We start from the raw sequence: 15,638 nt of genomic DNA on the forward strand, positions 1-15,638 counted from the left end.
AATGTTTAATGTAAAACAGATTGTTTTCATTCTCGGTATTTTCCTCTCGATACTGACAGGATTTATGTTAATACCAATGGGTTTTGCGCTATTTTATAGCGAAGAAACCATTGGTGACTTTATGATATCTGGTTTATTTACCGGTTTGATTGCTATTTTGTGTATTCAAAATGGCCGTAACCATCATTTTAATCTCAATATTCGTGATATGTATTTACTCACCAGTATCACTTGGTTTGTTGTCAGTCTATTTGCCGCACTGCCCTTCACTCTTTATCACGGTATTAATTATACAGATGCCTTTTTTGAAACCATGTCAGGGATCACCACTACCGGTTCAACGGTACTATCGGGGTTAGACACCATGGACCACAGCATTTTAATCTGGCGTTCGTTACTTCAATGGCTTGGCGGTATTGGTTTTATTGTAATGGCAGTAGCAATCTTGCCATTTTTGAATGTGGGAGGAATGCGCCTATTTAGAACGGAATCGTCAGATTGGAGCGACAAGACTACGCCTCGAACCCAGCATATGGCCAAACACTTATTTCTTATTTATGTCGTATTAACGCTGTTATGCGCATTGTCCTATCATCTTGCTGGCATGCATTGGTTTGAAGCAATTAATCATGCAATGACCACATTATCAACAGGAGGATACTCGACCTCCGATCGTTCGATGGCGGCCTTTTCACACTCGGCGCATTGGGTTGGTATCGTGTTTATGTTAGCCGGCGGGTTACCGCTACTAATGTTTGTGCAAACCATTCAACAAGGCAGTTTGCGCATATGGAATGATCAACAAGTAAGAGGCTTTTTAACCTTGGTATTACTGGTGTCATTTTCATTGGCATGTTGGTTGTGGCAACACCAAAGCATAGATTTTTTAGATGCATTTAGGTTATCCAGCTTTAATGTGATTTCAGTTATCACAACCACAGGTTATGGATTAACGGACTATCAATCTTGGGGGGCTGTCGCTAGTGTCGTATTTCTATTTTTAATGTTTATCGGCAGTTGCTCAGGTTCAACCTCTGGCGGGATAAAAATATTTCGTTTTCAAATTGCCTTCTCAATAATGCGCCAGCAAATTAAACAACAATTCCATCCTAATGGTGTGTTTAAAGACAAATATAACGGCCATAGTATTCGAAATGATATCGTCCGCTCAATCATGGCTTTTTTTATGTTGATGGTTATCGTTATATTAACACTTTCAATTATTCTGGTACTGACCGGATTAGATCCTATGACCAGCTTTACTGGTGCTATTACAGCAGTAGCCAATGTAGGACCAGGCCTTGGTCCAATTATAGGTCCAGCCGGAAATTTTGCTCCCCTTCCCGATATTGCTAAATGGGCATTGGCATTAGGAATGTTATTGGGGCGCTTAGAAATACTGACTGTTGCAGTGTTATTTCATCCTAAGTTCTGGCATTTTTAATATCGATATATAGTGATATTTATTTGATACATATAGACTTTACTACTAAAAACAACAAAGATAATATATTAAAAACCAGTTACGTAAGTAAGCGGCTAGGAGAATTAAGTACTAAGGATAAATGTTGATTCCCCCTGACACAGATCATTTATCAGGAGGTTGAGTTGGTACAACAGCGACTACGCAGGTACAGCCGTCGCTAATTCGACAATATGATCACCGTAAACCTTTACATCTTCCCAGTCGGTATAATCAATAATTGCGGTGGGGTCAGTAGGACCATCAGTCATTTTCATGATTAGACGGATCATAAAACTGTCATACCAAGGCCATGAAGGATAATCGACTTTACCAGCAATAATTTTAACATCCTGCGGTTTCCACTCTGACAAGGTTAAAAACTTTTGCAAATAGGTATTATTTTCTGGAATTCGTTTTTCTGGTTTACGAGCCACAACGCTAACGCAAAAAAAACTATTTGGTATTTGTGATAAATGCTGCTTGTTTTCGCGAACAAACTTAAATACTGATTTATGATATGAGCCATATAACACACAAGCACCTAACGCAACGGCTTGGTATTTAGACCATTCAATAGTCGCTTTATCTTGAATATTAACAACATCACAATGATTACCTTTGGATTCAATTTGCTGTGCAATTACTCGGCTAATATGTGCCGTATGACCACCTCGGGAATAATATAACACTAAAATATTGGCCATTTTTTAATTCTCATTATTGGATAATTTGTCTCATTTTGGCAATAAAAGCGATTTTAAACCCCTGCAATGATCACAAATTAGAAATAGCTCATATATTTAATAGTTAAAATTGAGATCTCTGTGATGCAGCAGTATGATGATACAAGAAATTTAATAGCACTCACCCTCTACGTAATTACAGGTCATATATAAGGACACTCATGAAGCAAGATATTGACGTTGCAACAATGCTAAATAATGCAGAAACGGCAGCACAATGGCTAAAAGCCATTGCCAATCCTTACCGCTTAATGATTTTATGTTTATTGTTAGAACAAGAACTAAGTGTCACTGAGTTAAATGAAACGGTTCCTTTGAGCCAATCGGCATTATCACAACATTTAGCGGTATTACGCACCCAAGATTTGGTTAACACTCGCAAGAGTTCACAAGTGGTTTATTACACCCTGAAAAATGAGCAAGTCACTGAAGTTATTTCTATTCTTCATCGCCGCTACTGTGCTTAAACAACACTGAAGTTTAGGCCGCTACATTGGCCGTTAACAAGCTCTGGGATAATAAATGTTTATCAAACTACCATCATCCCGTTACCTTTGGTTGGTTTGATTTGCAAAAAATCTGTTATTAACACGTAAAAGTGCTTGGTTCGCACAACAAATGGTAACTTTGATATTACAGGTGTTAAATAAAGCCACTTTACCGAGTTGTCCCTACTGTTATACCGAGAAGGGATTAATCGTGTTAACTAAAAACGCATTAAATTTACTACAAATATGATGAGGTTATTTTTGCGCTGCGATTTGTTTAGCGAACTCGTCTACTTTACCCCAATCCGTAAACTCGAACGTTCCCTGAGTATCTGTCGGTCCTTTCGTCATCCACATGATAAATCGAATCATGAACTTATCAACAAAACGATAACGAGGATAATCAATCTTGCCCGCAAAAACGCCTAATAGCTTAGGTTTCCAAGCCGATAATCCTAAAAACTTTTGCATATATGGATTGGTTTCTGGAGTATTTTTTTCAGGCTTTCTTGCGACGACATTGACGGTAAAAAAACTATTTAACTTGGTATCGAGTATCGCTTGGTGTTGCTCAACAAACTTGAACAATTCAGGTCGATGTTTGCCGTATCGAATACTGGCACCTATAACCACTTTGTCCACAGAAGCTAAATCATTAACATCAGCAGCCGCTAAATTAACTACACTTACTTGCTCACCTTGTTCAGTTAGTACTTGCTTAATTTTCTGACAAATTGCCAGTGTCTGGCCATCAACCGTTGAATATAAAATAACTGTATTTAACATTAATTTTTCCAAAACGTAGGAGTGAATAATACCAGTAAGGTGAATACTTCTAATCGACCAAATAGCATTGCCATTACCAGTACCCACTTAGCGCCGTCTGTAATACTGGCATAATTAGAGGCGACGTCCCCGAGTCCTGGTCCCAAGTTATTTAAACTTGCTGCGGTCGCACTAAATGCTGTGATGGCATCCATATCCATGGCCATTAATATCACCATACACACAACAAACACCAACGCATAGGCAGAAAAGAAACCCCAAACGGCATCAATAACTCTATCTGGCAATGCCATTGTTCCAATTCGAATCGAATACATTGCTTTAGGATGGATTAATCGTTTCATTTCACGTGAACCTTGCAAGATAAGCAAAATTAAGCGAATCACTTTCATACCACCACCAGTAGAACCAGCGCAACCACCAATAAAGCTAGAAAAAATTAATAGAATAGGTAAGAACAACGGCCAAGAATGGAAGCTTTCAGTACCAAACCCCGCAGTTGTTGAAATAGAAACGACTTGAAAAAAAGCATAATCGAGGGTTTTCTCTGGAGAATCATAAATACCAGACTGATATAAAGTCGTAAAACAAATTGCCGTAAGCAACAGCTGAACAGCAATTAACACCTTAAATTCGGCGTCTTTCAAATAGACTTTAACGTTAATACCGCGGCGAGTAAATGCGGCAAAATGTAAGCTAAAATTAACCGCTGCAATCAACAAGAAAACCGCACAAATAACGTTAATCAGCGGACTTTCAAAATAACCTATACTGGCATCGTGGGTGGAAAAGCCACCAATAGCAATGGTCGAAAATGAATGGCAAATAGCATCAAATGCATCCATGCCAGCAAAATAAAATGCCAATGCACAAGCGGTAGTAAGTAAAAAGTAGATGTACCATAACGCTTTCGCTGTTTCGGCTATTCGCGGCGTAACCTTGGTATCTTTCACTGGCCCAGGTACTTCTGCTTTATAGAGTTGCATACCACCAATACCCAGTAGCGGTAAAATAGCTACAGCCAGTACGATAATACCCATCCCCCCATCCATTGTAGTAAATGGCGATAAAACAATATTGATTTAGGGAGGTCATCTAACCCAACGATGACCGTTGCTCCCGTTGTTGTTAAGGCCGAAAACGATTCAAAAAAACTATCAGTCCAACTTAAATCTGGATTATTAGAAAAAATAAATGGCAGTGCACCAATTGATCCTAGTACTGTCCAAAACAGCACTACAATCAAGAAGCCTTCGCGAGTTCTAAGATCACCTTTTTCATGACGGTTGGGATACCATAATAAAAAGCCTAAAAAAATACTGACAGAAAAGGCCTGAATAAAAGCGGTACCGCCACCATCTTTATATAAGATAGCCACTAATGCTGATGGCAACATGGTGATTGAAAATAATCCCATCAGCAAACCGGTGATTCTAATAATTGTTTTATATTGCATTAAGGATTCTGTTTAAGTTGTACTGCGTCGAATTTAACAATTAAGTGACATTTTGGCATAAGTTAGTCATAGCTCAAACTGTAAACTTTACTTGTAGCTGACCTTGGGTCAGCGTCGCTAATGCTTGATTAAAAGCCAGATGATGCGATTTAGCCAATTCAAAGTGTATTTCTACAATCTCGGAAAATACTTTATCAACAATCTCACCATCATGCAGAGCCACTAAATACTCAACATCTGTTAGTTTGGAATAATGACACACTAAGCTTACAGGGTACCTTATATGCTTAACTTGAGTTTGTATTTGAGTTAATCCTTGCTTTATACCCGAGGTATAAGCACGCACTAAACCACCAACGCCCAATTTAGTACCACCAAAATAACGCACTACAATAACCCCTAGCTCGCCAATGTTTGCGCCTTGTAAGCACGCTAGCATGGGTTTGCCAGCGCTACCTGATGGTTCACCATCGTCACTGGCGCCCATGTCAATGGTATTTTCAGGGCTACCAGCAACAAATGCATAGCAATAATGGCTTGCTCCTGGGTATTGCTGTTTCATGTTGGTAAGTACTAACTTCATATTACTAGGTTGCGGGCAATGAAATAACAAAGAGATAAAGCGGCTATACTTTATCTCTTCTTCTATCAATATGTTAGCTTGTGGTATTAAATATGACTCAATCAACTAAACCAGACTCTCTTGTCATATTTTCATTACAATTATGATGAACAATGACATTGTCTTCGATACGAATACCACCAAATGGGCGAAGCTCATCAATAGTATTCCAATTAATCGCTTGTTTAGCTGATATTGATAATTGTTCAAGTAAGGTATCAATAATGTATAAACCGGGTTCAATCGTTAATACTTGATTTGGTGCTAACACCCGAGTACAACGCAAAAATGGGTGATCGCCTGGTGCAGCAATATTGGTACCACGTTCATCATGAGCATATCCCCCATATCATGAACTTGAAGCCCTAGCATGTGCCCTAATCCATGAGGGAAAAATGCTCGAGTAATACCTTGCTCAATTAACTGCTCAATACTGCCTTTTGCAATATCAAAATTAATTAGTAATTGTGCAATATGTTGATGAGTCGCAATATGCAAGTCAGTGTATTTAACTCCGGGTTTCATAGTATCAATAATGGCTAACTGTACCTTATTGAGTGCGGCAATTAACTCACAGAAACGGTTTTTTTCAAATGCATAAGTTCGAGTGATATCGGCAGCATATCCGTGATAGCTAGCCCCTGCATCGATAAGAAACGATAAACGTTGTACAGGATTTACATGTTCTAAAGCAGTGTAATGCAAAATGGCCGCATTTTGGTTTAAAGCCACAATGTTGCCATAAGGTACTTCGTTTTCACCCTGACCAATTTCAAGTAAGTACTGCTGTTGGATTTCAAATTCAGTCGCACCATTATAAAAGGCATTTTTAGCGGCTAAATGGCCCTTTACCGCAATTTGGTTGGCTCGGCGCATACACTCAAGCTCATACTGAGTTTTATCTGCACGGTGATAATGTAAATAGTTCATTACCGCATCCGGATTCCGAGCGGTAAAACCTAATATATCAGCCACGTCTAAATGCTCACCTATATAAGCCCATGATGTCAGACTTTTAGGCAAATAGTCAGCAATACGATCAGGCTTAGTCAGTAACTGAATATCAAAATGTTCAGTCCAAAAAGCTTGTGGTACGTCGTTGACTTTATGCCAAAAGTCGACCGGACGATAAAAAACTAAAGTCGGTTTATCTTGGCCATTCGCAATTAACCAACAATTAGCTGTATCCAAAATAGGTAACCAAGCTTTAAATTGTGGGTTCACTTTAAAGGGATAGTTTAAGTCATCTAAAAATTGTCGATGAGGTTGTCCCGAGTGAATCACTAAACCCGATATATTTTCACGTTGGCAAATTTCAGCAACACGACGATTTAGCTCACCGATGTGTGCATGATATAAATGGGCTAACTGATCCATTGACTATCCCTTTTCATAAATATTAACTTATTGAGTCTATCACAAAGATAAAAACTCCTCGCTAAATGACAATAAATTAAACGGCCGTTTAAATTGGGTGTTGTAATTTGTCTCATTTAGTCGCACACTGATATTTAGTTGGTCAAGAGATGGCCTAAACTACTGTGATTCAAGCTTGATAACTGCACAGTAAATAAGATGTGGAAGTCGCTTTTAAGCAATAAGGAAGCAAGCAATGATCTACCAAAGCCCTACTATTCAGGTTGAGTTACTTGAAGATAATATTGCCAAGTTGTGTTTTAACGCACAAGGTTCGGTAAATAAATTTGACAGAGAAACTCTAGCCTCACTTGATGCAGCCTTAGATAGCATCAAACAAAACACCAAGGTTAAAGCCTTAATGCTGACATCAGCAAAAAGCACCTTTATCGTTGGCGCAGACATCACCGAATTTTTAAGTTTATTTAAGCAAGATGATGCAACACTGCTCACATGGGTTGAACAAGCCAATGCAGTATTCAACAAACTTGAAGATTTACCTTTTCCAACTATCTCTGCCGTTAACGGTTTTGCTCTTGGTGGTGGTTTCGAAACTATTTTAGCCACTGACTTACGTGTTGTTGATACCAATACACGTATTGGTTTACCTGAAACCAAACTAGGTATCATTCCTGGCTTCGGTGGCACAGTGCGTTTACCTAGAATTATCGGCGCTGATAATGCACTTGAGTGGATTACCTCAGGTAAAGATCAACGACCAGCAGACGCATTAAAAGTTGGCGCTATTGATGCCGTTGTAGCTCCAGAAGATTTAGAAGCTTCAGCAATTCAAATGCTGAAAGAAGCACTTGATGGCAGCATCGATTGGCAAGCTCGTCGTACCCTAAAGCAATCACCATTAATGCTACCTAAACTAGAAGCCTTGATGTGTTTTAGCACAGCTAAGGGGATGGTATTCTCTGTTGCAGGCAAGCATTATCCAGCACCTATGGCTGCTGTGAATGTTGTTGAACAAGCTGCAGGTTTAGGTCGTGATGATGCATTAAAAGTGGAAGCTCAGGCTTTTATTAAATTAGCTAAAACAGAAGTTGCCCAGGCATTAATTGGTATTTTCTTAAATGACCAGTACGTTAAAGCTAAAGCAAAGAAAGCGGGTAAATTGGCTCACGATGTTAACCAAGCAGCTGTATTGGGTGCTGGTATAATGGGTGGTGGTATTGCATACCAAAGTGCAAGTAAAGGCACGCCAATCGTAATGAAAGACATCGCTCAACCTGCGCTTGATTTAGGCTTAAATGAAGCAGCGAAGATATTGACAGTACAAGTAGCCCGTGGACGTTCTACACCAGAAAAAATGGCTAAAGTTCTCAACCACATAACTCCTTCACTTGATTATGCTGCCATAAAAAATAGCGACATTGTAGTAGAAGCGGTTGTTGAACATCCGAAAGTGAAAGCCACTGTGCTAGCTGAAGTTGAACAATATGTATCTGAAGATGCCATTATTGCATCTAACACTTCAACTATCTCAATCAACTTATTAGCTAAAAGCCTTAAGAAACCAGAACGTTTCTGCGGTATGCACTTCTTTAATCCAGTGCACAAAATGCCATTAGTTGAAATTATCCGCAGTGAGCACAGCTCTGAAGAAACCATTGCCACTGTTGTAGCCTATGCAAGCAAAATGGGTAAAACCCCAATTGTAGTAAACGACTGCCCAGGCTTCTTCGTTAACCGCGTATTGTTCCCTTACTTTGCAGGCTTTAGCGCTCTACTCGCAGAAGGCGCTGATTTTGCTGCTGTCGATAAAGTCATGGAAAAACAATTTGGCTGGCCAATGGGCCCAGCTTACTTACTTGACGTCGTTGGTTTAGATACAGGTCATCACGCGCAAGCAGTAATGGCAGAAGGCTTCCCTGACCGCATGGGTAAAAACGGCAAAGATGCTATTGATATAATGTTTGAAAACAAGCGGCTAGGTCAGAAAAATGCTAAAGGTTTCTATGCTTATTCTGTTGACCGTCGTGGTAAGCCGAAAAAGGACATTGATCCAACAAGCTACGAGTTATTAAGCGCTGAGTTCGGTGAATTAAAAGCATTCGAGTCAGATGACATCATCGCTCGTTGTATGATCCCGATGATCATCGAAACGGTTCGTTGTTTAGAAGAAGGCATTATTGCATCACCTGCTGAAGGCGATATGGGTCTAGTTTACGGTATTGGTTTCCCTCCATTCCGTGGCGGTGTATTCCGTTACTTAGACACCATGGGCGTAGCCAACTTTGTTGCCCTAGCAGACAAATACGCGCACCTTGGTGGTTTGTATCAAGTAACCGAAGCGATGCGTGAACTTGCAGCCAACAACGGTAGTTACTACCAAGCCTAATCAGTGGGAAAGGAATTAAATCATGAAACAAGCTGTTATCGTAGACTGCATTCGTACCCCAATGGGCCGTTCTAAGGCAGGGGTATTTAGAAATGTACGTGCAGAAACATTGTCTGCAGAATTAATGAAAGCACTGATGGTGCGTAATCCACAATTAGACCCTAACGACATTGAAGATGTTATTTGGGGTTGTGTGCAGCAAACTCTTGAACAAGGTTTTAACATTGCGCGTAATGCTTCATTAATCGCTGGCATTCCAAAAACGGCTGGTGCTGTTACCGTAAACCGTTTGTGTGGTTCATCAATGGATGCTCTTCACCAAGCGGCTCGTGCAATTATGACAGGCCAAGGTGACACCTTCATTATTGGTGGTGTTGAGCACATGGGTAGCGTACCTATGAGCCACGGTGTTGATTTCCATCCCGGCATGTCAAAGCGTGTAGCAAGAGCATCTGGAATGATGGGCTTAACTGCTGAAATGTTAGGTAAAATGTATGGTATAACTCGTGAACAACAAGATGCATTTGCAGTACGCTCTCATCAGCGTGCCCATGCCGCTACAGTTGAAGGTCGTTTCGCCAAAGAGATTTGGGGAATCGAAGGTCACGATGCAAAAGGTGCCTTGATAAAAGTGTTGACCGACGAGGTTATTCGTCCTGAAACATCACTTGAATCACTTGCGACTTTACGCCCTGCATTCGACCCAGTTAATGGTACTGTTACGGCGGGAACATCTTCTGCATTGTCAGATGGTGCTTCTGCAATGTTGGTTATGGAAGAATCTAAAGCTCGCGCCTTAGGTTTACCAATCCGTGCACGTATTCGTTCTATGGCCGTTGCTGGTTGTGATGCTGCAATTATGGGTTATGGCCCAGTACCAGCAACCCAAAAAGCATTAGCTCGCGCAGGTTTATCGGTTGCCGATTTAGACCTTATTGAATTAAACGAAGCCTTCGCAGCACAGTCATTACCTTGTGTTAAAGATCTTGGCTTGCAAGATGTCGTCGATGAAAAGATTAACCTTAACGGTGGCGCAATTGCATTAGGTCATCCATTAGGTTGTTCTGGTTCGCGTATTTCGACAACACTGATAAACTTAATGGAAGAAAAAGATGCAACACTTGGTCTTGCCACTATGTGTATTGGTTTAGGCCAAGGTATCGCAACTGTATTCGAACGCGTTTAATGGTTATAAAACCAAGCTGATACTTTTCATTTATATCAACTGAGTTGAAAAAAACGAGCCCATAAGGCTCGTTTTTTATTTTTTTAATTTGTCTACTTTGGCTAATGTTCCACGTGAAACATGTTTTATGGAAAATAAAAAATCAATTAAAAACTAAAATAACATTAAGAGTGAAGCAAACTTGGCAAGATTAAATGACAAGAGTAACATTAGCGATAATTAGATTAGTAATATAGATAGCATTCAATGACCGATATTTATACTCAAGCACAGCACCACTTAGATGCTCTTGGCCTACGCTGCCCAGAGCCCGTTATGATGATCCGCAAAACGGTACGAAAAATGGCTGATGGAGAGGTATTACTTGTCATTGCTGATGACCCTGCAACGACTCGAGATATTCCGAGTTTTTGTGAATTTATGGATCACACGTTAATTGCCAGTGATACCAGCAAAACCCCTTACCAGTACTTGCTTAAAAAAGGATTGTAATTAATGACAATTACATTGGACGCTATCGCATATAAAATAGCAAAGCGCGGCATAATGAAACCAGCCTTTTGTGCCAATGTAACATTAGAGCGAGGTGTCGAAAATGATGTTTTTGGCCGACCAAGTAAACGTCAAGTGACCGTGATGTCAAAACAACAATGGCTAATGGCCTGTCAGCAAATTAATGTAGACCTTGACTGGTTAACTCGTAGAGCAAATTTATTAATTAGTGGTTATGAATTTAGTGCCACTGATGTAGGTAAAATTATTGAGATTGGAACAGAATTACAGTTACAGATTACTGGCGAAACTGATCCGTGCAACAAAATGGAACTAGCTCATCCCGGCCTAGAGCAAGCATTAATGCCAGATTGGCGTGGCGGTGTGACCTGCCGCGTGATTCGAACTGGATTAATACAACTAGATGACTCAGTAAAAATAGATTAGTAAAACCGATAAATCATTTTCGTTTAAGCCTTTCATAATAAAATCTAACACTATAGCACTCATTGTCTATTAATCGATAACAGACATATGTGTTAATGTCTGTCATTAATTGATACAGATTTGTTGTACACCTTATTGGTAATTTATGCGATAAAGGAACTATTCAAACCGACAAACGCAGTAAAGCCAAATACTCTTTAGGTCATCTAATCAGGCAAAATGACATTTCCTAAACGGGTATTGGGCTTGATTAAATCCACTGAAAATAAAAACGACAACGGATAATCTACTCTATGTTGACTCAAAAACTCACTCCACTTTACACGGCAATGGCACTTACTCTAGGTATGTCTAGCTTTGCCTATGCCGAAGATGACAAAGTAAAATGGCATGTAAATGCTCCAGAAAATGCGCCATTAAGTAAAATTGATATCAATGTAACCGAAGGCACATGGATGAACGTCAATGTATCACCAGATGGTGAACACATTGTATTTGATTTATTAGGTGATATTTATCAAATACCGATAGCAGGAGGCGAAGCCAAACCACTGGCAAAAGGTATAGCTTGGCAAATGCAGCCAGTATATAGCCCAGACGGTAAGTATATAGCTTTCACCTCTGATGAAGATGGTGGCGACAATATCTGGATAATGAATGCCGATGGTACCAATCCACACCCTATCACTGCTGAAACATTCCGTTTACTGAACAGCCCGGCCTGGAGTCCTGATTCACAGTATTTAGTGGCACGTAAACATTTTACCGGCACCCGCAGCCTTGGAGCTGGTGAAGTGTGGATGTTTCACGTTGCTGGTGGTGAAGGAGTTAAACTAACAGAGCGCCCTAACGAACAAAAAGATTTGGGTGAACCGGCCTACTCGCCAGATGGTAGATATATCTACTTTAGCCAAGATGCGACCCCAGGCAAGACCTTTCATTACTCAAAAGATTCTGTCAAAGGTATTTATAAAATTAAGCGCTATGACACCCAAACGGGCGATATTGAAGTATTAATTGAAGGAACTGGTGGTGCTATCCGCCCAACACCAAGCCCTGATGGCAAAACGCTTGCTTACATCAAACGTGATGGATTCCAATCGACACTATATTCACTGGATTTAAAGTCTGGTGAAGAAACTAAGCTGTATGACAAACTCGATCGTGATATGCAAGAAACCTGGGCAATTCATGGCGTGTATCCAACAATGTCTTGGACCAAAGACAATAAGCACATCGTATTTTGGGCTAAAGGTAAAATTAATAAACTTGATGTCGACAGTAAAAAAATATCTGACATTCCATTCAGTGTTAAATCTCAAAGAGATATTCAGCCATCAGTCCGCTTTACTCAAAACTTAGATCAAGATGAATTTGATGTAAAAATGCTGCGTATGGCACAAGTGTCACCTGACGGCGAAAAAGTGGTATTTGAAGCCTTAGGTAAAATTTGGATTCGTGATGTTAAAGATGGTAAACATAAACGATTAACCCGTTTAGATGATGACATCAATGAGCTGTTTCCACAGTGGTCACGCGACGGTAGAGACATTGTATTCACTACCTGGAATGATCAACAGCAAGGTACTGTCAGTGTCGTTAGTGCTAGAGGCAGTAAAGCCAAGGTATTGACCAACGAGCCCGGCAAATATGTTGAACCGACCTTTTCGCCTGATGGCGAATATATTGTTTATCGAAAGGCTCGCGGTGGATACATGACACCACGCACTTGGTCACAAGAACCCGGTTTATATAAAGTGGATGTCAAAGGCAGAAAAAGTACTAAGCTCTCTGCCAGTGGTCACCAACCACAATTTGGCGCTGATTCAGACCGTGTTTATTTTATGGATTTCAATAAAACACCAGAGTTTGCTTCTATCGGCATGAATGGTTTTGAAAAGCGTACTCATTACACCAGCGACCATGCTACCGAGTTTCGTTTATCTCCAAACGGTGAACACTTGGCTTTTGCAGAGCGCTTTAGAGTGTATGTCACTCCTTTTGCTAAACATGGTGAAACCGTCGCTATAGGACCTAAAGCAACCAACTTACCAATAACTCAACTAAGTGCTCGTGCAGGTGAAAGCATTAGTTGGAACGGAAAAAACAACCAACTATATTGGACATTGGGCCCAGATTTATATCAAGCTGAAGTCGATACTCAATATGCAAAAGCTGAAACCAAGGTCGATCCTAAAATCACTTCAATTGGTTTTAAAAATAAAGTCGATGTTCCACGTGGAACAGTGGTATTTAGCGGCGGTAAAGTAATCACTATGGAAAATGACCATGTCATTGAAAATGGTGTCGTTATCGTTACAGACAATAAAATTGTCAGTGTTGGTGATGCTAATACCGTTATACCTAAAAATGCCCAAGTTATCGATATTAGCGGTAAAACCATTATGCCAGGATTATTTGATGCCCATGCACATGGCGGCCAAGCAGATGATGAAATTATTCCACAACAAAACTGGGCCTTATATTCAGGCCTGTCACTTGGGGTAACGTCTATTCACGACCCATCAAATGACACTACCGAAATTTTTGCAGCTTCTGAACAACAAAAAGCAGGCAACATTGTTGGTCCGCGAATTTTCTCAACAGGCACTATTTTATATGGAGCCAACTTACCAGGTTATACCTCGCATGTAGATTCACTGGATGATGCAAAGTTCCACTTAGAGCGTCTTAAAAAAGTAGGTGCATTTAGCGTTAAAAGTTATAACCAGCCACGCCGAGATCAACGTCAACAGATTATTGCAGCGGCGCGTGAACTCGAAATGATGGTTGTGCCTGAAGGTGGAAGTTTACTGCAGCACAATTTATCCATGATAGCGGATGGGCATACAACAGTAGAACATTCGTTACCTGCTGCTTCAATTTACAACGACATTAAACAATTCTGGAGCCAAACAGAAGTTCACTACACACCAACTTTAGTTGTCGCTTATGGTGGTATTTCCGGCGAAAATTACTGGTATGACAAAACGGATGTATGGGCTCACCCTCGTCTAAGCATGTATGTTCCACACGATATTTTAGATGCGCGTTCAATGCGACGCATTACTGCGCCTGATGAACATTACAATCATTTTAATGTTGCCCGCGTAGCTAATGAGTTAAACAAAATAGGCGTTAAACCTAATATTGGTGCTCATGGTCAGCGCGAGGGATTAGCTGCGCATTGGGAGATGTGGATGTTTGCTCAAGGCGGCATGAGTAATATGGAAGTTTTAAAAACAGCAACTATTAACCCTGCTACTACCTTTGGTATGGACCATCAACTAGGTTCTATTAAAGTCGGTAAATTAGCAGACTTAATTGTGATTGATGGCGATCCATTAACCGATATAAGATCGACAGATAAGGTCACCTACACCATGGTCAATGGTAAGCTATTTAATTCAGAAACCATGAATCTACTCAATGGTGATAAACATAAACGTAAACCTTTTTTCTTTGAAAAAATCTAACGCTTAAACTTCCAATAAAAAGGGTGTTTCACGTGGAACACCCTTTTTTATCCTTAAAATCAATACTGACCGTAACAATGGCAATCTGTGGTGTGATCATTCACCATGCCCACAGCTTGCATAAAGGCATAACAAATTGTCGGGCCAACAAAATTAAAACCAAGCTTTTTTAACGCTTTAGACATAGCTTCAGACTCAGGTGTTTGTGCAGGTACTTGGCTTAAAGACTCGAATTGATTAACGATAGGTGAGCCACCAACAAAATCCCATAAAAAAATAGAAAAATCATTACCCTGCTCTACAAATACCATATACGCTTTAGCATTTTTGATGATCGAGTTAATTTTAAGGCGGTTACGCACAATGCCTGGCTCAAGCATTAATGCTTCAACCTTATCTTGATCAAACTCAGCAATAACACTTGGTTCAAAACCGAAAAACAGTTGCTCGTAGTTTTTTTGCTTTTTTAAAATGGTAAACCAAGATAAACCGGCTTGCTGCCCATCTAAACAGAGTTTTGCAAAAAGATGTTTAGCATCAAAATCAGGCCGTCCCCAAACGGTATCATGGTAATGCTGATATAAAGGATCTTCACTTACCCAGCCACATCGGTTAACTTGCATGGTACGGTTCCATTAACGTTTTTATGAATACGTTAAAAAATAACCTACATCTGCCTTGCTCTACAAGGTATAATCACTACCATTTTCTATT

General features: G+C 40.1%; 11 protein-coding genes and 2 pseudogenes. 7 read left to right on the plus strand and 6 right to left on the minus strand.

Annotation, left to right across the window (positions count from 1 at the left end; genetic code table 11):
* The first annotated feature begins 1 nt into the window (after position 1).
* Complete coding sequence (locus FCN25_RS09410) at positions 2-1,444, plus strand: TrkH family potassium uptake protein (protein ID WP_137224072.1); 1,443 nt, start codon at positions 2-4, stop codon at positions 1,442-1,444.
* A 179-nt stretch (positions 1,445-1,623) separates the two neighbouring features.
* Here the strand turns inward: FCN25_RS09410 and hemG (FCN25_RS09415) are convergent, their stop codons facing one another.
* Positions 1,624-2,169, minus strand: a complete 546-nt coding sequence (hemG, locus tag FCN25_RS09415) for a menaquinone-dependent protoporphyrinogen IX dehydrogenase (protein WP_137224074.1) — start codon at positions 2,167-2,169, stop codon at positions 1,624-1,626.
* A 200-nt stretch (positions 2,170-2,369) separates the two neighbouring features.
* Between hemG (FCN25_RS09415) and FCN25_RS09420 the strand changes: the two genes are divergently transcribed.
* The gene (locus FCN25_RS09420) at positions 2,370-2,675 is read left to right on the plus strand and encodes a metalloregulator ArsR/SmtB family transcription factor (RefSeq protein ID WP_011635510.1); all 306 of its coding nucleotides are present in this window, start codon (positions 2,370-2,372) and stop codon (positions 2,673-2,675) included.
* A 276-nt stretch (positions 2,676-2,951) separates the two neighbouring features.
* On the opposite strand, the gene hemG (FCN25_RS09425) is transcribed toward FCN25_RS09420, so the two are convergent.
* The 4 genes and pseudogenes from hemG (FCN25_RS09425) to pepQ all read right to left on the minus strand — a co-directional run bounded on the left by hemG (FCN25_RS09425) (position 2,952) and on the right by pepQ (position 6,937).
* Entirely contained in the window at positions 2,952-3,482 is a 531-nt protein-coding gene (gene hemG / locus FCN25_RS09425; protein ID WP_137224076.1) for a menaquinone-dependent protoporphyrinogen IX dehydrogenase, read from the minus strand.
* A pseudogene (locus FCN25_RS09430) lies at positions 3,482-4,938 on the minus strand (TrkH family potassium uptake protein). Before FCN25_RS09430 ends, hemG (FCN25_RS09425) begins: the two are co-directional and overlap by 1 nt.
* Positions 4,939-5,011: 73 nt before the next feature.
* On the minus strand, positions 5,012-5,626 hold the full coding sequence (locus FCN25_RS09435; protein WP_137224078.1) for a YigZ family protein: 615 nt from the start codon (positions 5,624-5,626) through the stop codon (positions 5,012-5,014).
* A pseudogene (pepQ, locus tag FCN25_RS09440) lies at positions 5,619-6,937 on the minus strand (Xaa-Pro dipeptidase). The gene FCN25_RS09435 and the pseudogene pepQ overlap by 8 nt, the downstream one beginning before the upstream one ends.
* A 235-nt stretch (positions 6,938-7,172) precedes the next feature.
* On the opposite strand from pepQ, the gene fadB reads away from it, so the two are divergent.
* The 5 genes from fadB (at position 7,173) to FCN25_RS09465 (ending at position 14,924) form a co-directional block, all read left to right on the plus strand.
* Positions 7,173-9,323 carry a fatty acid oxidation complex subunit alpha FadB gene (gene fadB / locus FCN25_RS09445; protein ID WP_137224080.1) on the plus strand — a complete coding sequence of 717 codons (2,151 nt, stop codon included), beginning with the start codon at positions 7,173-7,175 and terminating at the stop codon, positions 9,321-9,323.
* 22 nt (positions 9,324-9,345) lie between these two features.
* Positions 9,346-10,509, plus strand: a complete 1,164-nt coding sequence (fadA, locus tag FCN25_RS09450) for an acetyl-CoA C-acyltransferase FadA (protein WP_137224082.1) — start codon at positions 9,346-9,348, stop codon at positions 10,507-10,509.
* A 246-nt stretch (positions 10,510-10,755) separates the two neighbouring features.
* A complete protein-coding gene (gene tusA, locus FCN25_RS09455; RefSeq protein ID WP_137224084.1) occupies positions 10,756-11,001 on the plus strand; it encodes a sulfurtransferase TusA in 246 nt (81 codons plus the stop codon).
* Between the two features lie 3 nt (positions 11,002-11,004).
* Positions 11,005-11,448, plus strand: a complete 444-nt coding sequence (locus FCN25_RS09460) for an MOSC domain-containing protein (protein ID WP_137224086.1) — start codon at positions 11,005-11,007, stop codon at positions 11,446-11,448.
* Positions 11,449-11,741: 293 nt separating this feature from the next.
* Positions 11,742-14,924, plus strand: coding sequence for an amidohydrolase family protein (locus tag FCN25_RS09465; RefSeq protein ID WP_137224088.1), 3,183 nt, complete (start codon positions 11,742-11,744; stop codon positions 14,922-14,924).
* 59 nt (positions 14,925-14,983) lie between these two features.
* On the opposite strand, the gene FCN25_RS09470 is transcribed toward FCN25_RS09465, so the two are convergent.
* Entirely contained in the window at positions 14,984-15,547 is a 564-nt protein-coding gene (locus FCN25_RS09470) for a DNA-3-methyladenine glycosylase I (protein ID WP_137224090.1), read from the minus strand.
* Positions 15,548-15,638: the final 91 nt, after the last annotated feature.

Origin of the sequence: Shewanella sp. MEBiC00475 (assembly GCF_005234075.1) — a bacterium.
Taxonomy (GTDB): domain Bacteria; phylum Pseudomonadota; class Gammaproteobacteria; order Enterobacterales; family Shewanellaceae; genus Shewanella; species Shewanella polaris.

Bases quoted from the DNA above. Each gene is read 5' to 3' on its own strand.
- FCN25_RS09460 (WP_137224086.1), top strand. From the start codon at position 11,005: ATGACAATTACATTGGACGCTATCGCATATAAAATAGCAAAGCGCGGC.
- hemG (WP_137224074.1), bottom strand. From the start codon at position 2,169: ATGGCCAATATTTTAGTGTTATATTATTCCCGAGGTGGTCATACGGCA.
- fadA (WP_137224082.1), top strand. From the start codon at position 9,346: ATGAAACAAGCTGTTATCGTAGACTGCATTCGTACCCCAATGGGCCGT.
- FCN25_RS09410 (WP_137224072.1), top strand. From the start codon at position 2: ATGTTTAATGTAAAACAGATTGTTTTCATTCTCGGTATTTTCCTCTCG.
- FCN25_RS09465 (WP_137224088.1), top strand. From the start codon at position 11,742: ATGTTGACTCAAAAACTCACTCCACTTTACACGGCAATGGCACTTACT.
- fadB (WP_137224080.1), top strand. From the start codon at position 7,173: ATGATCTACCAAAGCCCTACTATTCAGGTTGAGTTACTTGAAGATAAT.
- FCN25_RS09420 (WP_011635510.1), top strand. From the start codon at position 2,370: ATGAAGCAAGATATTGACGTTGCAACAATGCTAAATAATGCAGAAACG.
- hemG (WP_137224076.1), bottom strand. From the start codon at position 3,482: ATGTTAAATACAGTTATTTTATATTCAACGGTTGATGGCCAGACACTG.
- tusA (WP_137224084.1), top strand. From the start codon at position 10,756: ATGACCGATATTTATACTCAAGCACAGCACCACTTAGATGCTCTTGGC.
- FCN25_RS09470 (WP_137224090.1), bottom strand. From the start codon at position 15,547: ATGCAAGTTAACCGATGTGGCTGGGTAAGTGAAGATCCTTTATATCAG.